The sequence below is a fragment of the bacterium SCSIO 12643 genome, from assembly GCA_024398135.1.
GTDB lineage: Bacteria > Bacteroidota > Bacteroidia > Flavobacteriales_G > Salibacteraceae > CAJXZP01.
The window spans coordinates 3,767,681-3,784,775 of record CP073750.1 but is presented as its reverse complement, the minus strand read 5'-3'; the positions used below and the strand labels follow the sequence as shown (position 1 = coordinate 3,784,775).

Annotated in this window: 16 protein-coding genes; 14 read left to right on the top strand and 2 right to left on the bottom strand. The window is 38.0% G+C overall.

Features of this window, described 5'->3' with window-relative positions; translation table 11 throughout:
• Positions 1–121 precede the first annotated feature (121 nt).
• The 8 genes from lpdA (at position 122) to KFE94_16535 (ending at position 6,733) form a co-directional block, all read left to right on the top strand.
• Positions 122–1,510: a dihydrolipoyl dehydrogenase gene (gene lpdA, locus KFE94_16570; protein ID UTW66244.1), complete on the top strand. Its 1,389-nt coding sequence runs from the start codon at positions 122–124 to the stop codon at positions 1,508–1,510.
• A gap of 102 nt (positions 1,511–1,612) precedes the next feature.
• A complete protein-coding gene (locus KFE94_16565; protein ID UTW66243.1) occupies positions 1,613–2,161 on the top strand; it encodes an energy transducer TonB in 549 nt (182 codons plus the stop codon).
• Positions 2,162–2,294: 133 nt separating this feature from the next.
• Positions 2,295–3,128: a hypothetical protein gene (locus tag KFE94_16560; GenBank protein UTW66242.1), complete on the top strand. Its 834-nt coding sequence runs from the start codon at positions 2,295–2,297 to the stop codon at positions 3,126–3,128.
• Positions 3,129–3,137: 9 nt separating this feature from the next.
• Positions 3,138–3,821, top strand: coding sequence for a pseudouridylate synthase (locus KFE94_16555; GenBank protein UTW66241.1), 684 nt, complete (start codon positions 3,138–3,140; stop codon positions 3,819–3,821).
• 32 nt (positions 3,822–3,853) lie between these two features.
• Positions 3,854–4,393 carry a hypothetical protein gene (locus KFE94_16550; protein ID UTW66240.1) on the top strand — a complete coding sequence of 180 codons (540 nt, stop codon included), beginning with the start codon at positions 3,854–3,856 and terminating at the stop codon, positions 4,391–4,393.
• Positions 4,386–5,318, top strand: coding sequence for an esterase (locus KFE94_16545; protein ID UTW66239.1), 933 nt, complete (start codon positions 4,386–4,388; stop codon positions 5,316–5,318). Before KFE94_16550 ends, KFE94_16545 begins: the two co-directional genes overlap by 8 nt.
• A 73-nt stretch (positions 5,319–5,391) precedes the next feature.
• Entirely contained in the window at positions 5,392–6,237 is an 846-nt protein-coding gene (locus tag KFE94_16540; protein ID UTW66238.1) for a hypothetical protein, read from the top strand.
• Between the two features lie 112 nt (positions 6,238–6,349).
• The gene (locus KFE94_16535) at positions 6,350–6,733 is read left to right on the top strand and encodes a hypothetical protein (protein UTW66237.1); all 384 of its coding nucleotides are present in this window, start codon (positions 6,350–6,352) and stop codon (positions 6,731–6,733) included.
• A gap of 55 nt (positions 6,734–6,788) precedes the next feature.
• Here KFE94_16535 and KFE94_16530 read toward each other — a convergent pair whose 3' ends face one another.
• A complete protein-coding gene (locus KFE94_16530) occupies positions 6,789–7,973 on the bottom strand; it encodes a molybdopterin molybdotransferase MoeA (protein ID UTW66236.1) in 1,185 nt (394 codons plus the stop codon).
• Between the two features lie 182 nt (positions 7,974–8,155).
• On the opposite strand from KFE94_16530, the gene KFE94_16525 reads away from it, so the two are divergent.
• The 3 genes from KFE94_16525 (at position 8,156) to KFE94_16515 (ending at position 12,011) form a co-directional block, all read left to right on the top strand.
• A complete protein-coding gene (locus KFE94_16525) occupies positions 8,156–9,838 on the top strand; it encodes a formate--tetrahydrofolate ligase (GenBank protein ID UTW66235.1) in 1,683 nt (560 codons plus the stop codon).
• Between the two features lie 123 nt (positions 9,839–9,961).
• Positions 9,962–10,765 carry a formate dehydrogenase accessory sulfurtransferase FdhD gene (gene fdhD, locus KFE94_16520; protein ID UTW66234.1) on the top strand — a complete coding sequence of 268 codons (804 nt, stop codon included), beginning with the start codon at positions 9,962–9,964 and terminating at the stop codon, positions 10,763–10,765.
• 100 nt (positions 10,766–10,865) lie between these two features.
• Entirely contained in the window at positions 10,866–12,011 is a 1,146-nt protein-coding gene (locus tag KFE94_16515) for a DEAD/DEAH box helicase (protein ID UTW66233.1), read from the top strand.
• Between the two features lie 514 nt (positions 12,012–12,525).
• Here the strand turns inward: KFE94_16515 and KFE94_16510 are convergent.
• The gene (locus KFE94_16510; GenBank protein UTW66232.1) at positions 12,526–13,890 is read right to left on the bottom strand and encodes a hypothetical protein; all 1,365 of its coding nucleotides are present in this window, start codon (positions 13,888–13,890) and stop codon (positions 12,526–12,528) included.
• A gap of 235 nt (positions 13,891–14,125) precedes the next feature.
• On the opposite strand from KFE94_16510, the gene KFE94_16505 reads away from it, so the two are divergent.
• From KFE94_16505 to KFE94_16495, 3 genes are all read left to right on the top strand, one after another.
• Entirely contained in the window at positions 14,126–15,016 is an 891-nt protein-coding gene (locus KFE94_16505; protein UTW66231.1) for a 3-hydroxybutyryl-CoA dehydrogenase, read from the top strand.
• A gap of 140 nt (positions 15,017–15,156) precedes the next feature.
• The gene (locus KFE94_16500) at positions 15,157–16,401 is read left to right on the top strand and encodes a DUF1015 domain-containing protein (protein ID UTW66230.1); all 1,245 of its coding nucleotides are present in this window, start codon (positions 15,157–15,159) and stop codon (positions 16,399–16,401) included.
• A gap of 13 nt (positions 16,402–16,414) precedes the next feature.
• A complete protein-coding gene (locus tag KFE94_16495; protein UTW66229.1) occupies positions 16,415–17,080 on the top strand; it encodes a YggS family pyridoxal phosphate-dependent enzyme in 666 nt (221 codons plus the stop codon).
• Positions 17,081–17,095: the final 15 nt, after the last annotated feature.

Here is a 17,095-nt window from a genome sequence, read left to right as displayed (position 1 = left end):
GCAACATTTCTCAGGATTTTTGATGATGCACAAACTTAAATAAATATTCTTGCGAATTTGAATCAAACCTTCTGTCAAAAGAGTTAATTTTGACGCCCAAACTTTTAAAATTATTATCAACATGAATTACGATGTTTTAGTACTAGGAAGTGGACCTGGTGGATATGTTGCTGCGATTAGAGCTTCTCAATTAGGGCTTAAAACAGCTGTTATTGAAAAAGCTGAGCTTGGCGGTATTTGTTTAAACTGGGGGTGTATCCCAACAAAAGCGTTATTAAAGTCAGCAAGCGTTTATGAAAGCATGGTTCATGCAGAAGCTTACGGATTAAAATCTCAAAGCATTGAATTCGATTTCTCTAAAGTTGTTGATAGAAGCCGTGGTGTTGCGGATAAAATGAGCAAAGGAATCGAGTTTTTGATGAAAAAAAATAAAATCGATGTGATTAACGGGTTTGGTAAATTAGTCGCTGCAAATAAAATTGCTGTAACTGATACTGACGACAAAGTAACGGAATATGAAGCTAAAAATATCGTTTTAGCTACTGGTGCACGTTCTCGTCAATTACCTAACTTGCCACAAGATGGAAAGAAAATTATTGGATATAGAGAAGCGTTAACATTACCTGAATTGCCAAAATCAATGGTAATTGTTGGTTCTGGTGCCATTGGTTCTGAGTTTGCTTACTTCTACCATACAATGGGAACTGAAGTAACTTTAGTTGAGTATATGCCAAACATCGTTCCTGTAGAAGATGAAGAAGTTTCTAAAGCTTTAGCACGTTCATTTAAGAAATCAAAAATGAAAGTGATGGTTAACTCTTCTGTGGAATCAGTAGATACTTCTGGTGATCAATGTAAAGTGACGATCAAAACTAAGAAAGGCGAAGAAGTTGTAAATGCTGATGTTGTTCTTTCTGCTGTAGGTGTAGTTTCTAATATTGAAAACATCGGTTTAGAAGATGTAGGTGTAGCAACTGACGGAGGAAAAGTATTGGTTGACGAGTATGGTCAAACTAACATTCCTGGTGTTTGGGCAATTGGTGACATCGTTCCTGGTGCTGCTCTAGCTCACGTGGCATCACACGAAGGAATCGTTGCTGTTGAGAAAATGGCCGGGTTAGATCCAAAACCAATCGATAAAGGAAACATCCCTGGATGTACTTATACTACTCCTGAAATCGCTTCTGTAGGTATGACAGAAAAAGCGGCTAAAGAAGCTGGTTACGATATCAAAGTAGGTAAATTCCCATTCTCTGCATCAGGTAAAGCATCTGCTGCAGGTCATAACGAAGGTTTCGTTAAATTGATCTTTGATGCAAAGTACGGAGAGTTATTAGGTGGTCATATGATCGGTTATAATGTAACTGAAATGGTGGCTGATTTAGTTTCAATCCGTAAACTGGAAACTACCGGACACGAAATCATCACTACTGTTTATCCTCACCCAACTATGAGTGAAGCGATTATGGAAGCTGCTGCTGATGCTTACGATGAGTGTATTCACATCTAAGCACTATTCAAAATAATGTTATTAAATCCCATTGGTCTTTCTACAGACTGATGGGATTTTTTTATTCAACTCAAAACAACAACCAACTTTCTATTTTAGATCATGAAACACACACTGATAATACTAACAATACTTTTCCCATTTATCCAACTCAACGCTCAGGATATTCAAGATACCGCTTCGCAAAAGACAGACACCACCACTACAACTACAATGACCACCGCGGATCTTAAAAAGAAACAAGACTCCATCACAAAGGCATTGGGATTGCCACCCAGACCAGTCGTATATCCAAGTTTTCCTGGCGGCAAGGAAGAAATGCACAAGTTTATCTCCACTCACTTTGTCTACCCTACAGAAGCTAAAGCAAATGGAATTCAGGGACGTGCCTATGTCGCCTTTATGGTCATGAAAGACGGTTCCATTGATCATGTTAATGTCTTGAGAGGTCCCGGACATGGATGTAATGAAGAAGCCAAACGTCTGGTTGAAATGATGCCTGCCTGGACTCCAGGTTACGACAGTGAAGGAAACCCTGTTGAAGTGAAATATACGCTTCCGATCAGTTTTAATTTACCGCAACCTGCTGAGCCGGAAACCGAAGAAGAATCTAAAGGCAAAAAGAAAAAGAAGGACAAGAAAAATAAGTAGCAACATCAAATTTTATTTGGTTCAATTTGTCATTACCAAAACAATCTATGTGATTTTGATTTGGTTTTATGTATAAAAGTCATATTCTCAATACAATCAACAATTATATTTGCGAATTCTTTTATAAAGCAAAATGAAAAAATCATATATCGTTATTTTCCTTTTGATTTTGGGTTATACCGCTCAAGCGCAACAAGGATGGAATCAAAAGTATAGTCGCAAAAATCAAATTTACGGATACTGGGGATACAATGTATCTGCGTATTCTAAGTCTGATATCTCATTTGTAGGACAGAACTATAATTTTACCATATATGATGTAAAAGCCAACGACCGTCCTACTCCATTTGATTTCGATCTGTATTTTAATCCTGCAAACCTATCTATTCCGCAATGGAATTTACGATTTGGGTATTTCTTTGCTGATCGTTGGTCTATTTCTATAGGTACCGACCATATGAAATATGTGATGCAACAAAACCAGTATGTGGCTATGGAAGGTTATATTAATATCCCGAATGGAGAATACAATGGAGCTTATAACCGTCAACCTCAGGAATTAACATCAGAATTCTTGATGTTTGAACATACTGATGGTCTCAATTATGGAAGTATTGAATTAGAATATCATGGTAACATCTATCAATTCAATGATAAGCATAGTATCAATTATTATGCAGGCCCTGGATTTGGATTATTGGTACCTCGTTCTAACGTTACATTAATGGGCTACGATCGTTACGATGAATTCCATGTTGCGGGTTATGGTTTATCTGGTAAAGTGGGGCTTCAAGCTGTTTTATGGAAACATTTAACTTTCAATGCAGAATGGAAAAATGGATTCATTAGCATGCAGGATATCCTAACTACCGGAGATAATCCAACAGATAGAGCCATGCAAACATTCTGGTTTACAGAATTTACAGGTACCATTGGTTTTGTTATCAACGCTAAAAGAAATCAGTAATCTAAATTATTGGATTTAGAAATACTATACCGCGATGACCATCTGGTGGTGATCAATAAACCCCACGGTCTTTTGGTTCATCGCAGTAAAATAGCGGCTAATGCGGAAGAGTTTGCATTGCAAATTCTCCGAGATCAAATTGGTCAGCATGTCTATACAATTCATCGCTTAGATCGTAAAACCAGTGGAATTCTTGTTTTTGCTTTATCTCAAGAAGTGAATTCGCTAATGCAAAATCAGTTTGCATTACATCAGATCACAAAAACCTATCACGCGATTGTTAGAGGTTTTGCTCCTGAAAAAGGGATCATCGATTATGCCCTGATTAATGACAGCGGGAAAAAACAAGATGCAATTACCCATTTCAAAACGATTCAAACCACAGAGGTTCCGGTACCTTTTGGAAAATTTGAAACATCCAGATATTCTTTAATAGAAGTCCAACCACAAACCGGAAGATTTCATCAGATCAGGAAACATTTTGCACATTTAAGACATCCAATTATAGGAGATCGTCCACATGGATGCAATAAACAAAATCGTTTGTTTAAGGAAAAATGGAACATGATCACTATGATGCTTCATGCGCAGGAAATTGCATTTCATCATCCGATAACGAATGAACCTATGCGAATAAATGCAGACTATCACCCCGAATTTCAGCGCACTTTAGGTTTTTTACAATTTTTATAGTGATCTTGTAGGCCCAAACAATTCTGAAGCCTATGAAGAAATTTCTAATCTCACTCACCCTTCTATTGACAGGAAGCATATATGCGCAAAATTTGAATCTGGGAATCCGAATTCAAAAAACACAAAACATGTATTGGGAAAACGGAATTTCCGTTCAATACGCATTTAAAAACTTCAAACCGGAAAGGTTTCATCTCGGATTTGATTTTGTGACTTCCAGATTGGGTTCAGCTTTTAATTCAAATGCGATCAAGCAAAGTCATTTCTTATTTTCAGGTAGTTGGAATTTTATTCAGAATAAACCGTATCATTTTGTCACACGATTAAATATGGGGTACTTCTACTCCAATCTGGAATATGATTTTTTTGATGACATTCCGAATACAGCTTTTCTTCTATCACCGGAAATTGCATTTAGTTATGAATTTCAAAAATATCCGGTAAAACTACAATTAGGTTCGGGTTATTACATTGACTTTTCCAAACCCGGATATTCACCGGGCACCCTCCAACCACTCTATTATCATCTGGATGTTTACTACACCTTATTTAAATCTGGAAATCATGAATAGAATCGTTTATATACTCCTTATCGGTTTTTCTCTTCTGACTCAGCAGTGTAAAGATCCCAATATCACCGATGATTTATTAGATGGTGATGTGATCTTTGATGCTTCTTTATATCAACCGGAAGACTTTTTGGTTTCTGCCAAATATCCCAATCCCACCGCGGATGATCTAAATCGACATATTTTAATTGCAGTACATGGATATTCTGCTTCTACCTTTGAATGGCAGGAATTTCAAGATTGGTCGGCTAATCAAAACTCATATCGGATTTCTCAGGTCTTACTTGGTGGACATGGCAGAACATATGCCGATTTCAAAGATGCTTCCTGGGAAGATTGGAAATCAGCTATTATTGAAGAATATGAAAAGCTGGAACAACTTGGATATCAAAAAATCAGTCTGGTAGGTTCCTCTACCGGAGCAACACTTATTCTGGAACTGTTATCCTCAGACTATTTTGATTCCCATATTCCTCCACAAAATGCATTCTGTATCGACCCTATTGTCGTTTCTTCCATAAAAATCCAATCTATTGCGGGAATCATTGGGCCGATGTTGGGATACGTAGAAAGTAGTGTGGAAGGCAATGAAACCAAATACTGGTATAAATTCAGACCCCATGAAACGGTTTCGGAACTTAACTTCGTTATGAAACGGGTACAAAAGAAGTTGGAAAATGGAATTACCCTCCCCAACTCTGCATATATGAAAGTATACCATTCTAAAAACGATCCTACCGCAAGTTCTACCAGTACTGTACTTATTTATAAAGGCACAAAAACAGCTCAAAACGGCCCCATTGATGTTGAAATTATGGATTCCGACATTCATGTTTTTACGCGATTGGCCCTAAGAGAAGGTGTGACCTCTAAAATGCGTACCAACCAGCAACATGCATTCAATGAAATGGCAAATCGATTAAATTAAATGTTATAAATATTCATAGCCATTTTTATAACTAATTCGTACAATTATATTTGCAACCATATAGCGATAGAATATGAGATTAGGTCAACTTTCCAGAAAAGTAAACGTTAAGCCAAACGAAATTTTAAATTATTTAAAATTGGAATTTGACGTTGAATTAGGATCGCATCTAAACACCAAAGTAGAAGATGCTTTAGTTGAAAAAGTAGTCGCTAAATTCAATCCTACGCCAGAGCCTTCGGAATCTAAAGAAGAATCAACTCCGGTTTCCGACCTGGTAGAAACATCCGAAATCAAAGAAACTTTTGAGCCAGAGGTTTCAGTCGTAGAAAATGAATCATCAGAAGACAGCGTTTCAATTGAAGAAACAGAAAGTTCTGATTCGGAAGCATCCATTGAATTTGAACTCCATCAGGAAGTAGATGCTTCCACCATTGCCAACGCACCATTGATTAAAGCCGAAAAAGTGGAACTCACAGGTCCTAAAGTTGTTGGTAAAATTGAACTTCCTCCACCCCTCTCAGAGCAAATGGTTGAGGTAGATGGTGTCATGATTAGTAAAGAAGAATTGGCTAATCGTAAGAAAGAAAAACGTAGAGAACAACGTGAGTTCAAGCAAAAACAGCGTGAAAAGCGATCTGCAAGTTCAGCGCGTAAATCCAGAATTAAGAGTGAAGCGCAGCTAGAACAAATTAAAAGAGACAAAGCCGCAGAGGAAATGTCTAAAAAGCTGGAACATCGTGAAAAAAGGATTGCCGCTAAGCAAAAGGAAAAATCAAAACCGGACGCTCAAAAATTTGTTCCGAAAAAAACGAAAAAGAAAAACAACTATAAAATAGAAAAAGCTGAAAATACCACACCTACAGCACCAGAACCAACAACCTGGTATGGTAAATTATGGAAATGGTTTAATACTTAAATTATTCCATCACATGTCTGTAGAGTTTGGTATTATATTTTAATTTTGGCCTCCGAAAAGTTCTTTAAAGAACCTTTCTATTCTAATACAAGCAATATTAAATCGATATATCGTGGTAAATAAAAAAGCACAAGATCTCATCCAAAAAATGCAACAAAGCATTTCTGATAACGGAATAGTCATTGAAGAAATGGTGAATGACCTTAAAGAATTACGTACATATGCTGTTGCAGAAAAAATTCCACGTTTAGCAAAGGCTATCCGTTTAACTTACGAGCATATTGAAGAATACGAAGGCTTTTTTATTCCGCAGCCGGAAGATGAAATGGTAGATGAAGATGGTGAAGTGATTGGCGTTATTGAAGCGGCTAATGAAACTGATACTGATAGTTTGGTGTATCTATTATCAATCATGAGCGATGCACACAACAAAATGAATCACGCTGAATTAAAGGAATACAACTTAGCATTAAAAGATTACGCGGAGAACAACTAATCTTTGAATTCATAAAAAAACTGAATCCCGTTAAGTTGAACTTAGCGGGATTTTTTTATTCCAGGACATACACGATCACCTCTTCCCCAGCCTGAACTTCCATTTGATCCTGTGGAATGTAAATAATCGCATTGGTAATGGCGTAAGAATACATCATGGCAGAGCTTTGACCTTCCAGGACTTCTACTCCGGCATCAGTCACAAATCCTTTTAAGAATTGTGCGCGATCTCCTTTTTTCTTAAAAGAATCGGTCATCTTCACCCATTTCGTTTTCAATCCGGAAAATCCCAAACCAATCATTTTATCCAGACATGGCAATACATACTGGTAAAAACCGGTTAATGCCGATGCCGGATTCCCGGGTAATGCAAACACTGCCGTTTCTCCATGTTTGGCATAAAACATCGGTTTACCCGGCTTTTGCTTGATTTTGTAGAAAATTTCTTCTACCCCCAATTCCTTAAAAGCTTTACCCACAAAATCATAATCTCCAACAGAAATACCTCCTGAAGCCAGCACCACATCCGCAGTCTCTAACGAGTCTTTTAAACTCTTTAATGTTTCCTCATAAGTATCTTTAACGAACTTCACCTCCAAAACCTCAAATCCATAATTCTGTACCGCTCCACAAATGGTAACAGAATTGCTTTCATAAATCTGGCCATGCTTTAATTCTCTTCCTGGTTGTACCAGCTCATCTCCAGTCACAACCAAATGGATGACAGGCTTTCTATACACCTTCACCTGATCATAGCCCATCATAGCTAAAAACCCCATCGCAGCCGGAGTAATTTTCGTTCCGCTCTGCAATCCCGTATCACCAGTCATGATTTGTTCCCCTCGCGCGCGGATATTTACGCCATAACGTACATCTTTCTCCACATGAATAGAGTCCTCATTTCTACGCACCACTTCCTGAATCACCACCGTAGTTGCACCCTCCGGAACAGGTGCTCCGGTAAAAATCCGAGCGGCTTCTCCGGGTTGAATCGTATGCGAATTCACATCTCCGGCCTGTACTTCAGCCACCACTTTAAATTCATCTCCAATGACAATATTTCCATCGGTATTCACCGCATAACCATCCATGGCCGATTGCGGATAACCCGGAATATCAATTTTAGAAAAAATGTCTTCTGCCAAAACATATCCAAGAGCTTCTGAAACCAACATTGTTTTGACTTCTAATACCTCCGTATGCGTATTAATCAGATCTTTTGCTTCTTCTACAGTAACCATGAAAATAAATTTAAAACAAAGTAAAACCATCCCATTTTAAAACTAAATGGAAACGGTAAAAAATAGTTCATAAAAAAATAACATTTCCCTTAGATAAAGCCTGACTTAGAAATGGATTTTCATTTGTAATTATTTAAATTCGCAAGCATTCAAAAATTAGGAATAAAAAAACATAAAATATCATGGGAGAAGTAAAATCGGATTTAGAGATTGCTCAGTCGGCTGAGTTGAACCATATTAGTACCATTGCGGCTAAAATAGGTGTTGATGAGGACAATATTGAAATGTATGGTAAATACAAAGCCAAACTGCCATTAAATCTAATTGACGATGAAAAGGTTGCTGACAGTAATTTGATTTTGGTAACCGCTTTAACCCCTACTCCTGCAGGTGAAGGAAAAACAACCGTAACGATTGGTTTAACGGAAGGGTTAAACAAAATTGGAAAACAAGCCATGGCTGTTTTAAGAGAGCCTTCTTTGGGACCTGTTTTCGGAATTAAAGGTGGCGCTGCCGGAGGTGGTTATTCTCAGGTAATTCCAATGGAAGATATCAACCTGCATTTCACAGGTGATTTTAACGCAATCGAAAAGGCCAACAACCTTTTATCTGCAGTAATTGATAACAACCTTCAAAGTAAAACCAGAAGTTTAGGAATTGATGGCAGAACCATTAAATGGAAGCGCGTGATTGACATGAACGATCGTGCTTTACGTGATATCACCATTGGTTTAGGTGGTTTAGGTAACGGAATCCCTCGTCAGGATGGATTCAATATTACAGCTGCATCAGAGATCATGGCGATCTTATGTATGAGTAAAGACATCAATGACCTAAAAGAGAAATTAGGAAATATCTACGTAGGTCAAACATTTGATAAACGTCCGGTATATGCAAAAGAATTAAACTGTGTTGGGGCAATGGCACTTTTATTAAAAGATGCTATTAAGCCAAACCTGGTTCAAACGTTAGAGCACAATCCGGTATTGGTTCACGGTGGACCGTTCGCGAATATCGCTCAGGGAACCAATTCTATTATCGCTACCAAAATGGGAATGTCGCTATCTGATTATGTCGTAACAGAAGCAGGATTCGGTGCAGATTTAGGTGCTGAGAAATTTTTCGATCTAAAATGTGCACATGCAGAGCTAAAACCAAAAACTGTAGTATTGGTTGCAACCGTAAGAGCTTTACGTCATCATGGTGGTGCACCAAAAGAAGAATACAATACACCAAATGCAGAGCGTGTAACTAACGGTATGGCAAATGTGGAGAAACACATTGAAAATATTAAGAAGTTTGGTCTAAACCCGGTTGTGGCGATCAACAACTTCATTTCTGATACTGAGGAAGAAATCCAAATCATCAAAGACAGATGTGCAGCACTAGGTGTAAAAGCAGTTCTTTCTGAAGGATGGGCCAAAGGTGGTGAAGGTACACAAGACCTTGCCAAAGCTGTTGTAGAAGAAATTGAGTCTGGTTCAGGTGATTTCAAACCTTTATACGATTGGAACTCTACAGATATCGTAGAAAAAATGGATATCGTAGCCAAAGAGATTTACGGTGCGGATAACGTAATCTTAAGTAAGAAAGCACAAACTGATCTAAAACGTATTAAGAACTTAGGAATGGATAACCTTCCTATCTGTATGGCTAAGACTCAAAACTCATTCTCTGACAATCCTAAATTATTTGGACGTCCAACTGGATTTGATGTCAGCGTAAGAGAATTTGAAATTGCTGCTGGAGCAGGATTCATCGTACCAATTTTAGGCCCTATGATGCGTATGCCTGGTTTACCAGCTGTACCGGCATCTGAAGGAATGGATATTGACGAAAACGGTGTGGTGACCGGATTAAGCTAAGAACGATTATAAACGGGAATGACAGGCTCAATACAAGCCATTCAGTGTCCGAGATAATCTGTAAATAAATAATGATTACAAAAGCTGCTTCAATTAACTTTGGAGCAGCTTTTTTATTTTCATATGGCTATAGCAAAATACAAGGGAATCAAAATTCAATCGCAACAGGTCACTGATGTGGAAGACGCATTAACTGTAGAAGAAGCTTTGGTAATTCATATCAACGGAAAGCAATATCTGGTAACCATGCGTACGCCTGGTGATGAGGTGGAATTGATTCGTGGTTTGCTATTTTCAGAAGACATTTTCAGATCAAAAGAGGCCCAATTACACACCGAAGTGATTAAAAAGAGTCCACTGGGATACATCTCCGAAATAAATGTAACCATTGGACCTGATGTATTGGGAAAAGGGTATAAAAGTGGTCAAAGTTTACTTTCTGTTTCATCCTGTGGGATTTGTGGAAAACCGGAACTTCCTGAGATTACAGCTGCCAATAAAATCGATTCGCAACAACTGCAATTGACCGCTACCGATATGAATCAAATGTTTGACCTGATGCGTAAAAGTCAATTGCAATTTGAACAATCCGGTGGGATCCATGCGGCAGCTATTTTCGATCAAGACAAAAACTTACTGGTGGTTAAAGAAGACATCGGAAGACATAATGCAGTGGATAAGGTGATTGGTACTCTTCTACTCCAACAAAACATAAAAGCGGCCAAATACATTCTGGTGAGCGGACGGATTTCTTATGAAATTCTGACCAAAACATTTGCTGCCGGAATTCCGGTAATCGCTGCTGTTTCAGCTCCATCATCACTTGCAGTAGATTACGCCAAAGAACTCGGAATCACTTTATTGGGGTTTTGCCGAAAAGACAAATTCACCATCTATTCCAATGTAGATCGAATTATTGAGTTGTAAAATTCTACCTGTTTCAATTTCTATTCAGAATTCCCGGATTCGGCATGATCAGTCATGTCCACTACCCTACATTTGCACGAGCTAAAAAGCAAAAACGTCTATGTCATTTTCTTCACTGGGTTTAACACCATCACTATTAAAAACACTGGTCCAAGAAGGTTTTAAGAAACCGTATCCAATTCAAAAGAAAGCCATTCCGGCTGTCCTGGACAAAAAGGATGTATTGGGGATTGCCAAAACCGGATCGGGTAAAACAGCGAGTTATGTGTTGCCCATTTTGATGAACCTTCAGGGAAAGTTCCTCACTAAAAACAGAAACGTAGATGTACTGGTGATGGTACCCACCAGAGAATTGGCCGAACAAGTGAAAGACGTGTTTCATACGTTTGGACAAAACTTACCCCAACCCATTAAAACCATGGCAGTTTATGGTGGCGTATCTATCAATCCACAAATGAAAGCACTTTACGGAATCAACGTTCTGGTAGCCACCCCGGGAAGATTGATTGAATTGGTTGAAAATAAAGCGATTCATTTATCACGTGTGGATACATTGGTTCTGGATGAAGCCGATAAAATATTAAACCTGGGTTTTAAAGATGAAATGGAGCACATCTTTAAGTTGCTTCCTAAAAAGCGCCAAAACCTATTGTTTTCGGCTACCCTGGACGACAAGGTCAGCGCTTTACACCCGGGATTGCTAAACGATCCGGTAAAAATTAGTGATGTTGAAAAAGAACAGGATCTTAGTCTAATCCAACAAACGGGATACTTTGTGACGGAAGAACGTAAAGGACCACTTTTAAGGTTTTTACTCGAACATCACGATATGGATCAGGTGCTGGTATTTGTGTCTTCTAAATTCAAAGCGGATCATCTCGTTAAAAAATTAAAGAAAAATAACATCCGTGCAGCTGCAATTCATGGTAAGAAAAGTCAGGGTTCCCGGATGGATTCGTTGGTCAAATTCAAGAATAAGAATATCCGGGTTCTGGTAGCTACAGACCTACTAGGTCGTGGAATTGATATCGAATTCCTTCCTTATGTCATCAACTATGAGCTACCACGCTCACCAAAAGACTTTATTCATAGAATTGGGCGTACAGGACGTGCAGAGAACCCGGGCAAAGCACTCACATTCGTTGCTCCGGAAGATCAACACCATTTTAAGGTGATTCAAAAGAAAATGAAACGATGGGTGGATATGATTGATAGTGAAAATCTTTTGGGTAGTACAGCAAAATGATATAAAAAATGGGTAATTATCCTAACTTTCATTTTGAATATTAGAACAATACCTAGATTGATTTAATTCAATCATAATCACAACAAAATTCATTTATAAGTGATTAGAATCTAATTGACCAATTCCTCTTGTCCTATTTTGGCTTGACACTTCGACTTCGCTCAGCGTCCGATTATAAGGACCAACCGGAATGAAATGAAGGAAAAGCACACATTCAAAAGCTTTTAACACGTGCTTAAAAAGTTCAAGGCTACCGAAAGCTTTGTTGAAAGCTAACGAATAATTCCGCTATCTCACCCAAACTCGCAAACGACATGAACGCCTCTTCGAGTCGATGTCTGAGCTCAAACATGGGTTCGATTACCACTACATTCTTCTTGCTTTCTACCAAACCTTCCAGAATGCCATTTTTAAAGTCTTATAAATATTCTAAATCCAACATTACATTTCTACCGTTAAGGCATAAAAAAAGCCAGATGAACATTCATCTGGCTTTTACTATTTAAATCCAAATTTATTTCTTCAAATACTTTTTATCGATAAAACCTTCTTTACCGCCAATCAACTTGATTTTCACCCAGTTTCCTTCTTCCCCTAGTTTTACAAATTCTGTACTTCCCGGTACTTTAGCTGCAATATCGGCTGCTTTATTGGCTTCGATATACACATCATAACGATCGGTCTTTTTACCAATGGTTTGTACCTTTTGCATATTCAAACGTGCTCCGGCACTTTCATCAAACTGATACGGTGAAGCATCTACACCTAGTCTTTCCAGTTCTTTTAAAGCTTCTTTACTATTCATCGCACGTTGCATCGCATCGTTATGCTCTTTTGAAGGATCAATTTCATACGCTGCTTTATGATACTCAATCGCCTGATCAAAGTTTCCTACCGCTTCGTATAAAACACCCATGTTATGCGCCATAGCTGCATCATATGGATCTTTATCATATACTTTCTTTACAATCGCAAAAGCTCCTGATAAATCATTTTCCTTTACCAAATCCTTCGCTTTTTTAAAGTCATCTTTATATCCTTTTCCTGCTGGTTTTTCCACAGCAAGCTCCTGATACACAAATGTTGGTGCAAAATGAGATACCAGCTGTTTTGCTACATCTTTCAAACAACTTCTGATAATTTGTCCATCAGTAGATAAACTGCTACTTGCTTCAGAATAAGAACTTCCGGAAGCTTTCTTTTTTAAGGTTGCAGTTTTATTCACCATACTTAAAATCTCTCCGGTTTCAATGGAGATAATTTTCATAGTCACATCTACTGTCGCAATTTTCTTCGCATTATAGCTCAAACCTGAACCACTTCCACTCTTCTTTACAGAAGTCTTTACATCTGTAGAATAGTTTCCGGTGATCATCACATCCAAACCCAATAACTTACCTACTTCTGTCGCATCCGCATCAGAAATAGCACCACTTGCTCCCAGTTTCTGCTCCTGCATCACTTTATCCAACTCACCACGTTCCACCACAGTATAAACATCCGTATTGTAACGTTCCATATAGTTCTTACCTTTCTTCGCCAGCTTGGTTTCTTTATTACGACTCATCAACTGACTCATGGTAATATCAGATAGATCTGCTTTGTTTTGCTTGGCGGCTTCCAAACTGTATACACCTCTGTGCTTTTCCAACAACGAAGCAATCATATAATCAGCCAATTGCGCTCCATAATCATTGTTACGATAGTAATACCAATGGGTATCTCTACGGTTTTCAAAATTCATGATCGCAATCTTTTCCATGCCCTCGACCATGATGGTTGGTGCTTGTAAACTGTAACAGTTTAACTGAGATTTCCCATTAAAAGGAATCCATAAAAGTGCAATGATCAATACAATAGGAGTGTATATATTCTTCATAGGAGTAATTTTGTTCACTTTTCAAATATAGCTTAAAAACATTGGGGAAATATGGATTTTGGAATCCAATTCCATGGATCATTCGCATTCAAAATATAAACTGTTCATATCCTCTTTTTAACTCATTGATTTCAACAAAAAATAAGCTTTTAATACCATTTCATTTAGACTAAATTTGGGCCCGCAAAAACTATATTTGCAAATCTTTAAACGACACTTAAAAAAATATAATATAATGGAAAAAGTAGCTGTAATTGGTGCCGGAACAATGGGCAACGGAATTGCGCATACATTCGCACAATTTGGATATAAAGTATCTTTAATTGATATCTCTCAGGACTCTTTGGACCGAGCGATTGGAACCATTACGAAAAATCTGGATCGTATGGTGAAGAAAGAAAGAATTTCTGAAGACGACAAAGCTGCAACTCTTGCGAACCTAACGACATACACCGATATGGCTGAGGGTGTAAAAGATATCCAACTGGTAGTGGAAGCGGCTACTGAAAACGTGGATCTAAAATTAAAGATCTTCAGAGATTTAGATCAGCTTACAGCTCCTGAGGTGATTTTAGCAAGTAACACTTCTTCTATCTCGATCACTCAAATTGCTTCGGTAACTTCAAGACCGGAAAAAGTAATTGGAATGCACTTTATGAATCCGGTACCTATCATGAAACTGGTAGAGATTATCCGTGGATATCAAACCAGCGATGAGGTAACGGAGACCATTATGGAATTATCCAGAAATTTAAAGAAATCTCCAACTGAGGTAAATGATTATCCTGGGTTCGTTGCGAATCGTATTTTAATGCCAATGATCAATGAAGCGATCATTACCCTTCACGAAGGTGTAGCAGGTGTGGCAGAAATTGATACGGTAATGAAATTAGGTATGGCGCATCCAATGGGTCCATTACAATTGGCTGATTTTATCGGTCTGGATGTATGTTTATCTATTTTACGTGTGATGTACGAAGGATTCGGAAATCCTAAATATGCACCATCTCCATTATTGGTAAACATGGTACAAGCCGGACACTTAGGTGTAAAATCCGGAAACGGATTCTATAACCATACCCATGGCACAAAAGAATTGATCGTAGCTGATACGTTCAAAAAATAAGCACAACACATTCACATAAAAAAGCCGTAAAACTGGTGTTTTACGGCTTTTTTATCATCTACCATCAATATCAAATCATAACATTTTGTTCAAGTTCAATTTAGCTGTTCTGGCTAATTTTGCGAACTAATTTTTCAGATATGGCAAACATTATTCCTTTCAGAGCCATTCGACCACATCGAAATAAAGTGAGTTTAGTAGGTTCCAGATCTTACATCAACTATTCGGAGAAGGATTTTAAAGAAAAGCTATCGGCCAATCCATATACTTTTTTGCATGTCATCACACCGACCTACGGTTTAAAAGATCACGGCAATCAAACCATGCTGGATCGTTATCGTGAAGTACGTTCTCGTTTCGAAGATTTCAACGATCAGGGGATTTTCCAAAGAGATACAAAGCCGCAGTTCTATGTGTATCAACAGATCAAGCAAAACCATTCATTTATTGGAGTGATTGCCGGGGTTTCTATTGATGACTTTAACACGGGACATGTCAAAAAACATGAGCATACGCTGACTAAAAGGGAATCGATATTTGCACAATATCTAAAGGAAACCAAAATCAATGCAGAACCTGTGCTGTTGACTTACAAACATCAGGATGAAATTGATTCGATTTTGAAAAAGTATTCGGAAACGAGACCTGAATATGAGTTTTCTACTACCGATAAAACCATTCATAATTTATGGTTGATCTCTAATGAAGAAGATATCCGAAAAATGCAGGGTGCTTTTCAACAGGTACCGGATATGTATATCGCAGACGGTCACCACCGTTGTGCATCCTCTGCCCGACTCTCATCTGATTTAAGAGATTATTACGGAAGCGAATTTGGCGAAGCTTACGATTACTTTATGGCTTATCTGATTTCTGATCATCAGTTGAATATTTTGCCATTTAACCGTTTGGTAAGCGGACTCAACGGTTTGACTTCGGAACAACTTTTAGCTAAAATCGAGGAAAGTTATACGGTGACTCCACTTCCTAAAAAGAGTCGTCCCAAGCAAAAACACCATATCCATATGTTTCTAGATAACTCCTGGTATAAATTGGTGTTAAACAACGATTTAATTCAACAAGAAAATATCATCTCACAATTGGACAGCCATCAACTTTCCGAAACCATTCTCAATCCGATTTTAGGCATTGAAGATATCAAAACCGATAGTCGCATGCACTTCTATGGTGGCGATAAAGGTCTTAAAGGAATGGAGAAAATGGTACGTAAAGGCAAGGCAGATTTAGCATTTGCCTTATACCCGGTTGAAGTTGAACAACTTATAGAGATTTCAGATCAGGGATTAACCATGCCTCCTAAAAGTACATGGATTGAACCCAAATTGCGTAGTGGTTTAACTATTTATTCTATATTCGATCATTAAAACTATTTGGGGAATGAAAATAGCTGAAAACTTAGAAAAAATCGGAAAGACAATTCCTGAAAATGTAACACTTATTGCTGTTTCAAAAACCAAACCCAACGAAGCCATCCAGGAAGCTTATGATGCCGGCCAACGGGTATTTGGAGAAAACAAAGCATTAGAGCTTCGCGATAAACACAATGACCTGCCGAAAGATATCGAATGGCATATGATTGGACGCATGCAGACCAATAAAGTCAAGTATATTGCGCCTTTTGTCAATCTGATTCATTCTGTGGATAGTGAACGTTTGATTGCAGAAATTGATAAACGTGCCAAAAACAATGATCGTGTAATTGATGTGCTGATTCAGGTACACATTGCCCGTGAAGATTCTAAAACGGGTTTCTTGTTTTCTGATGCGTTTGACATCATGAAAGAAGGTTTATTCAATAAATACGAAAATGTGAATATCCGTGGTTTTATGGGCATGGGCACCAATACGTTTATTGACTCTGTGGTGGAAGAAGAATTTGGAAAGTTACACAACCTGTTTTTAGCGTGCCAGGAGTTTAAATCTGATTTTGATATCCTTTCTATGGGGATGAGCAATGATTATGAGTTGGCCATTAAAAACGGTTCCAATATGGTGCGGATCGGATCTTCCATATTTGGTGCACGAGATTATTCTAAAAAGTAAATTTCATTCTTTCCA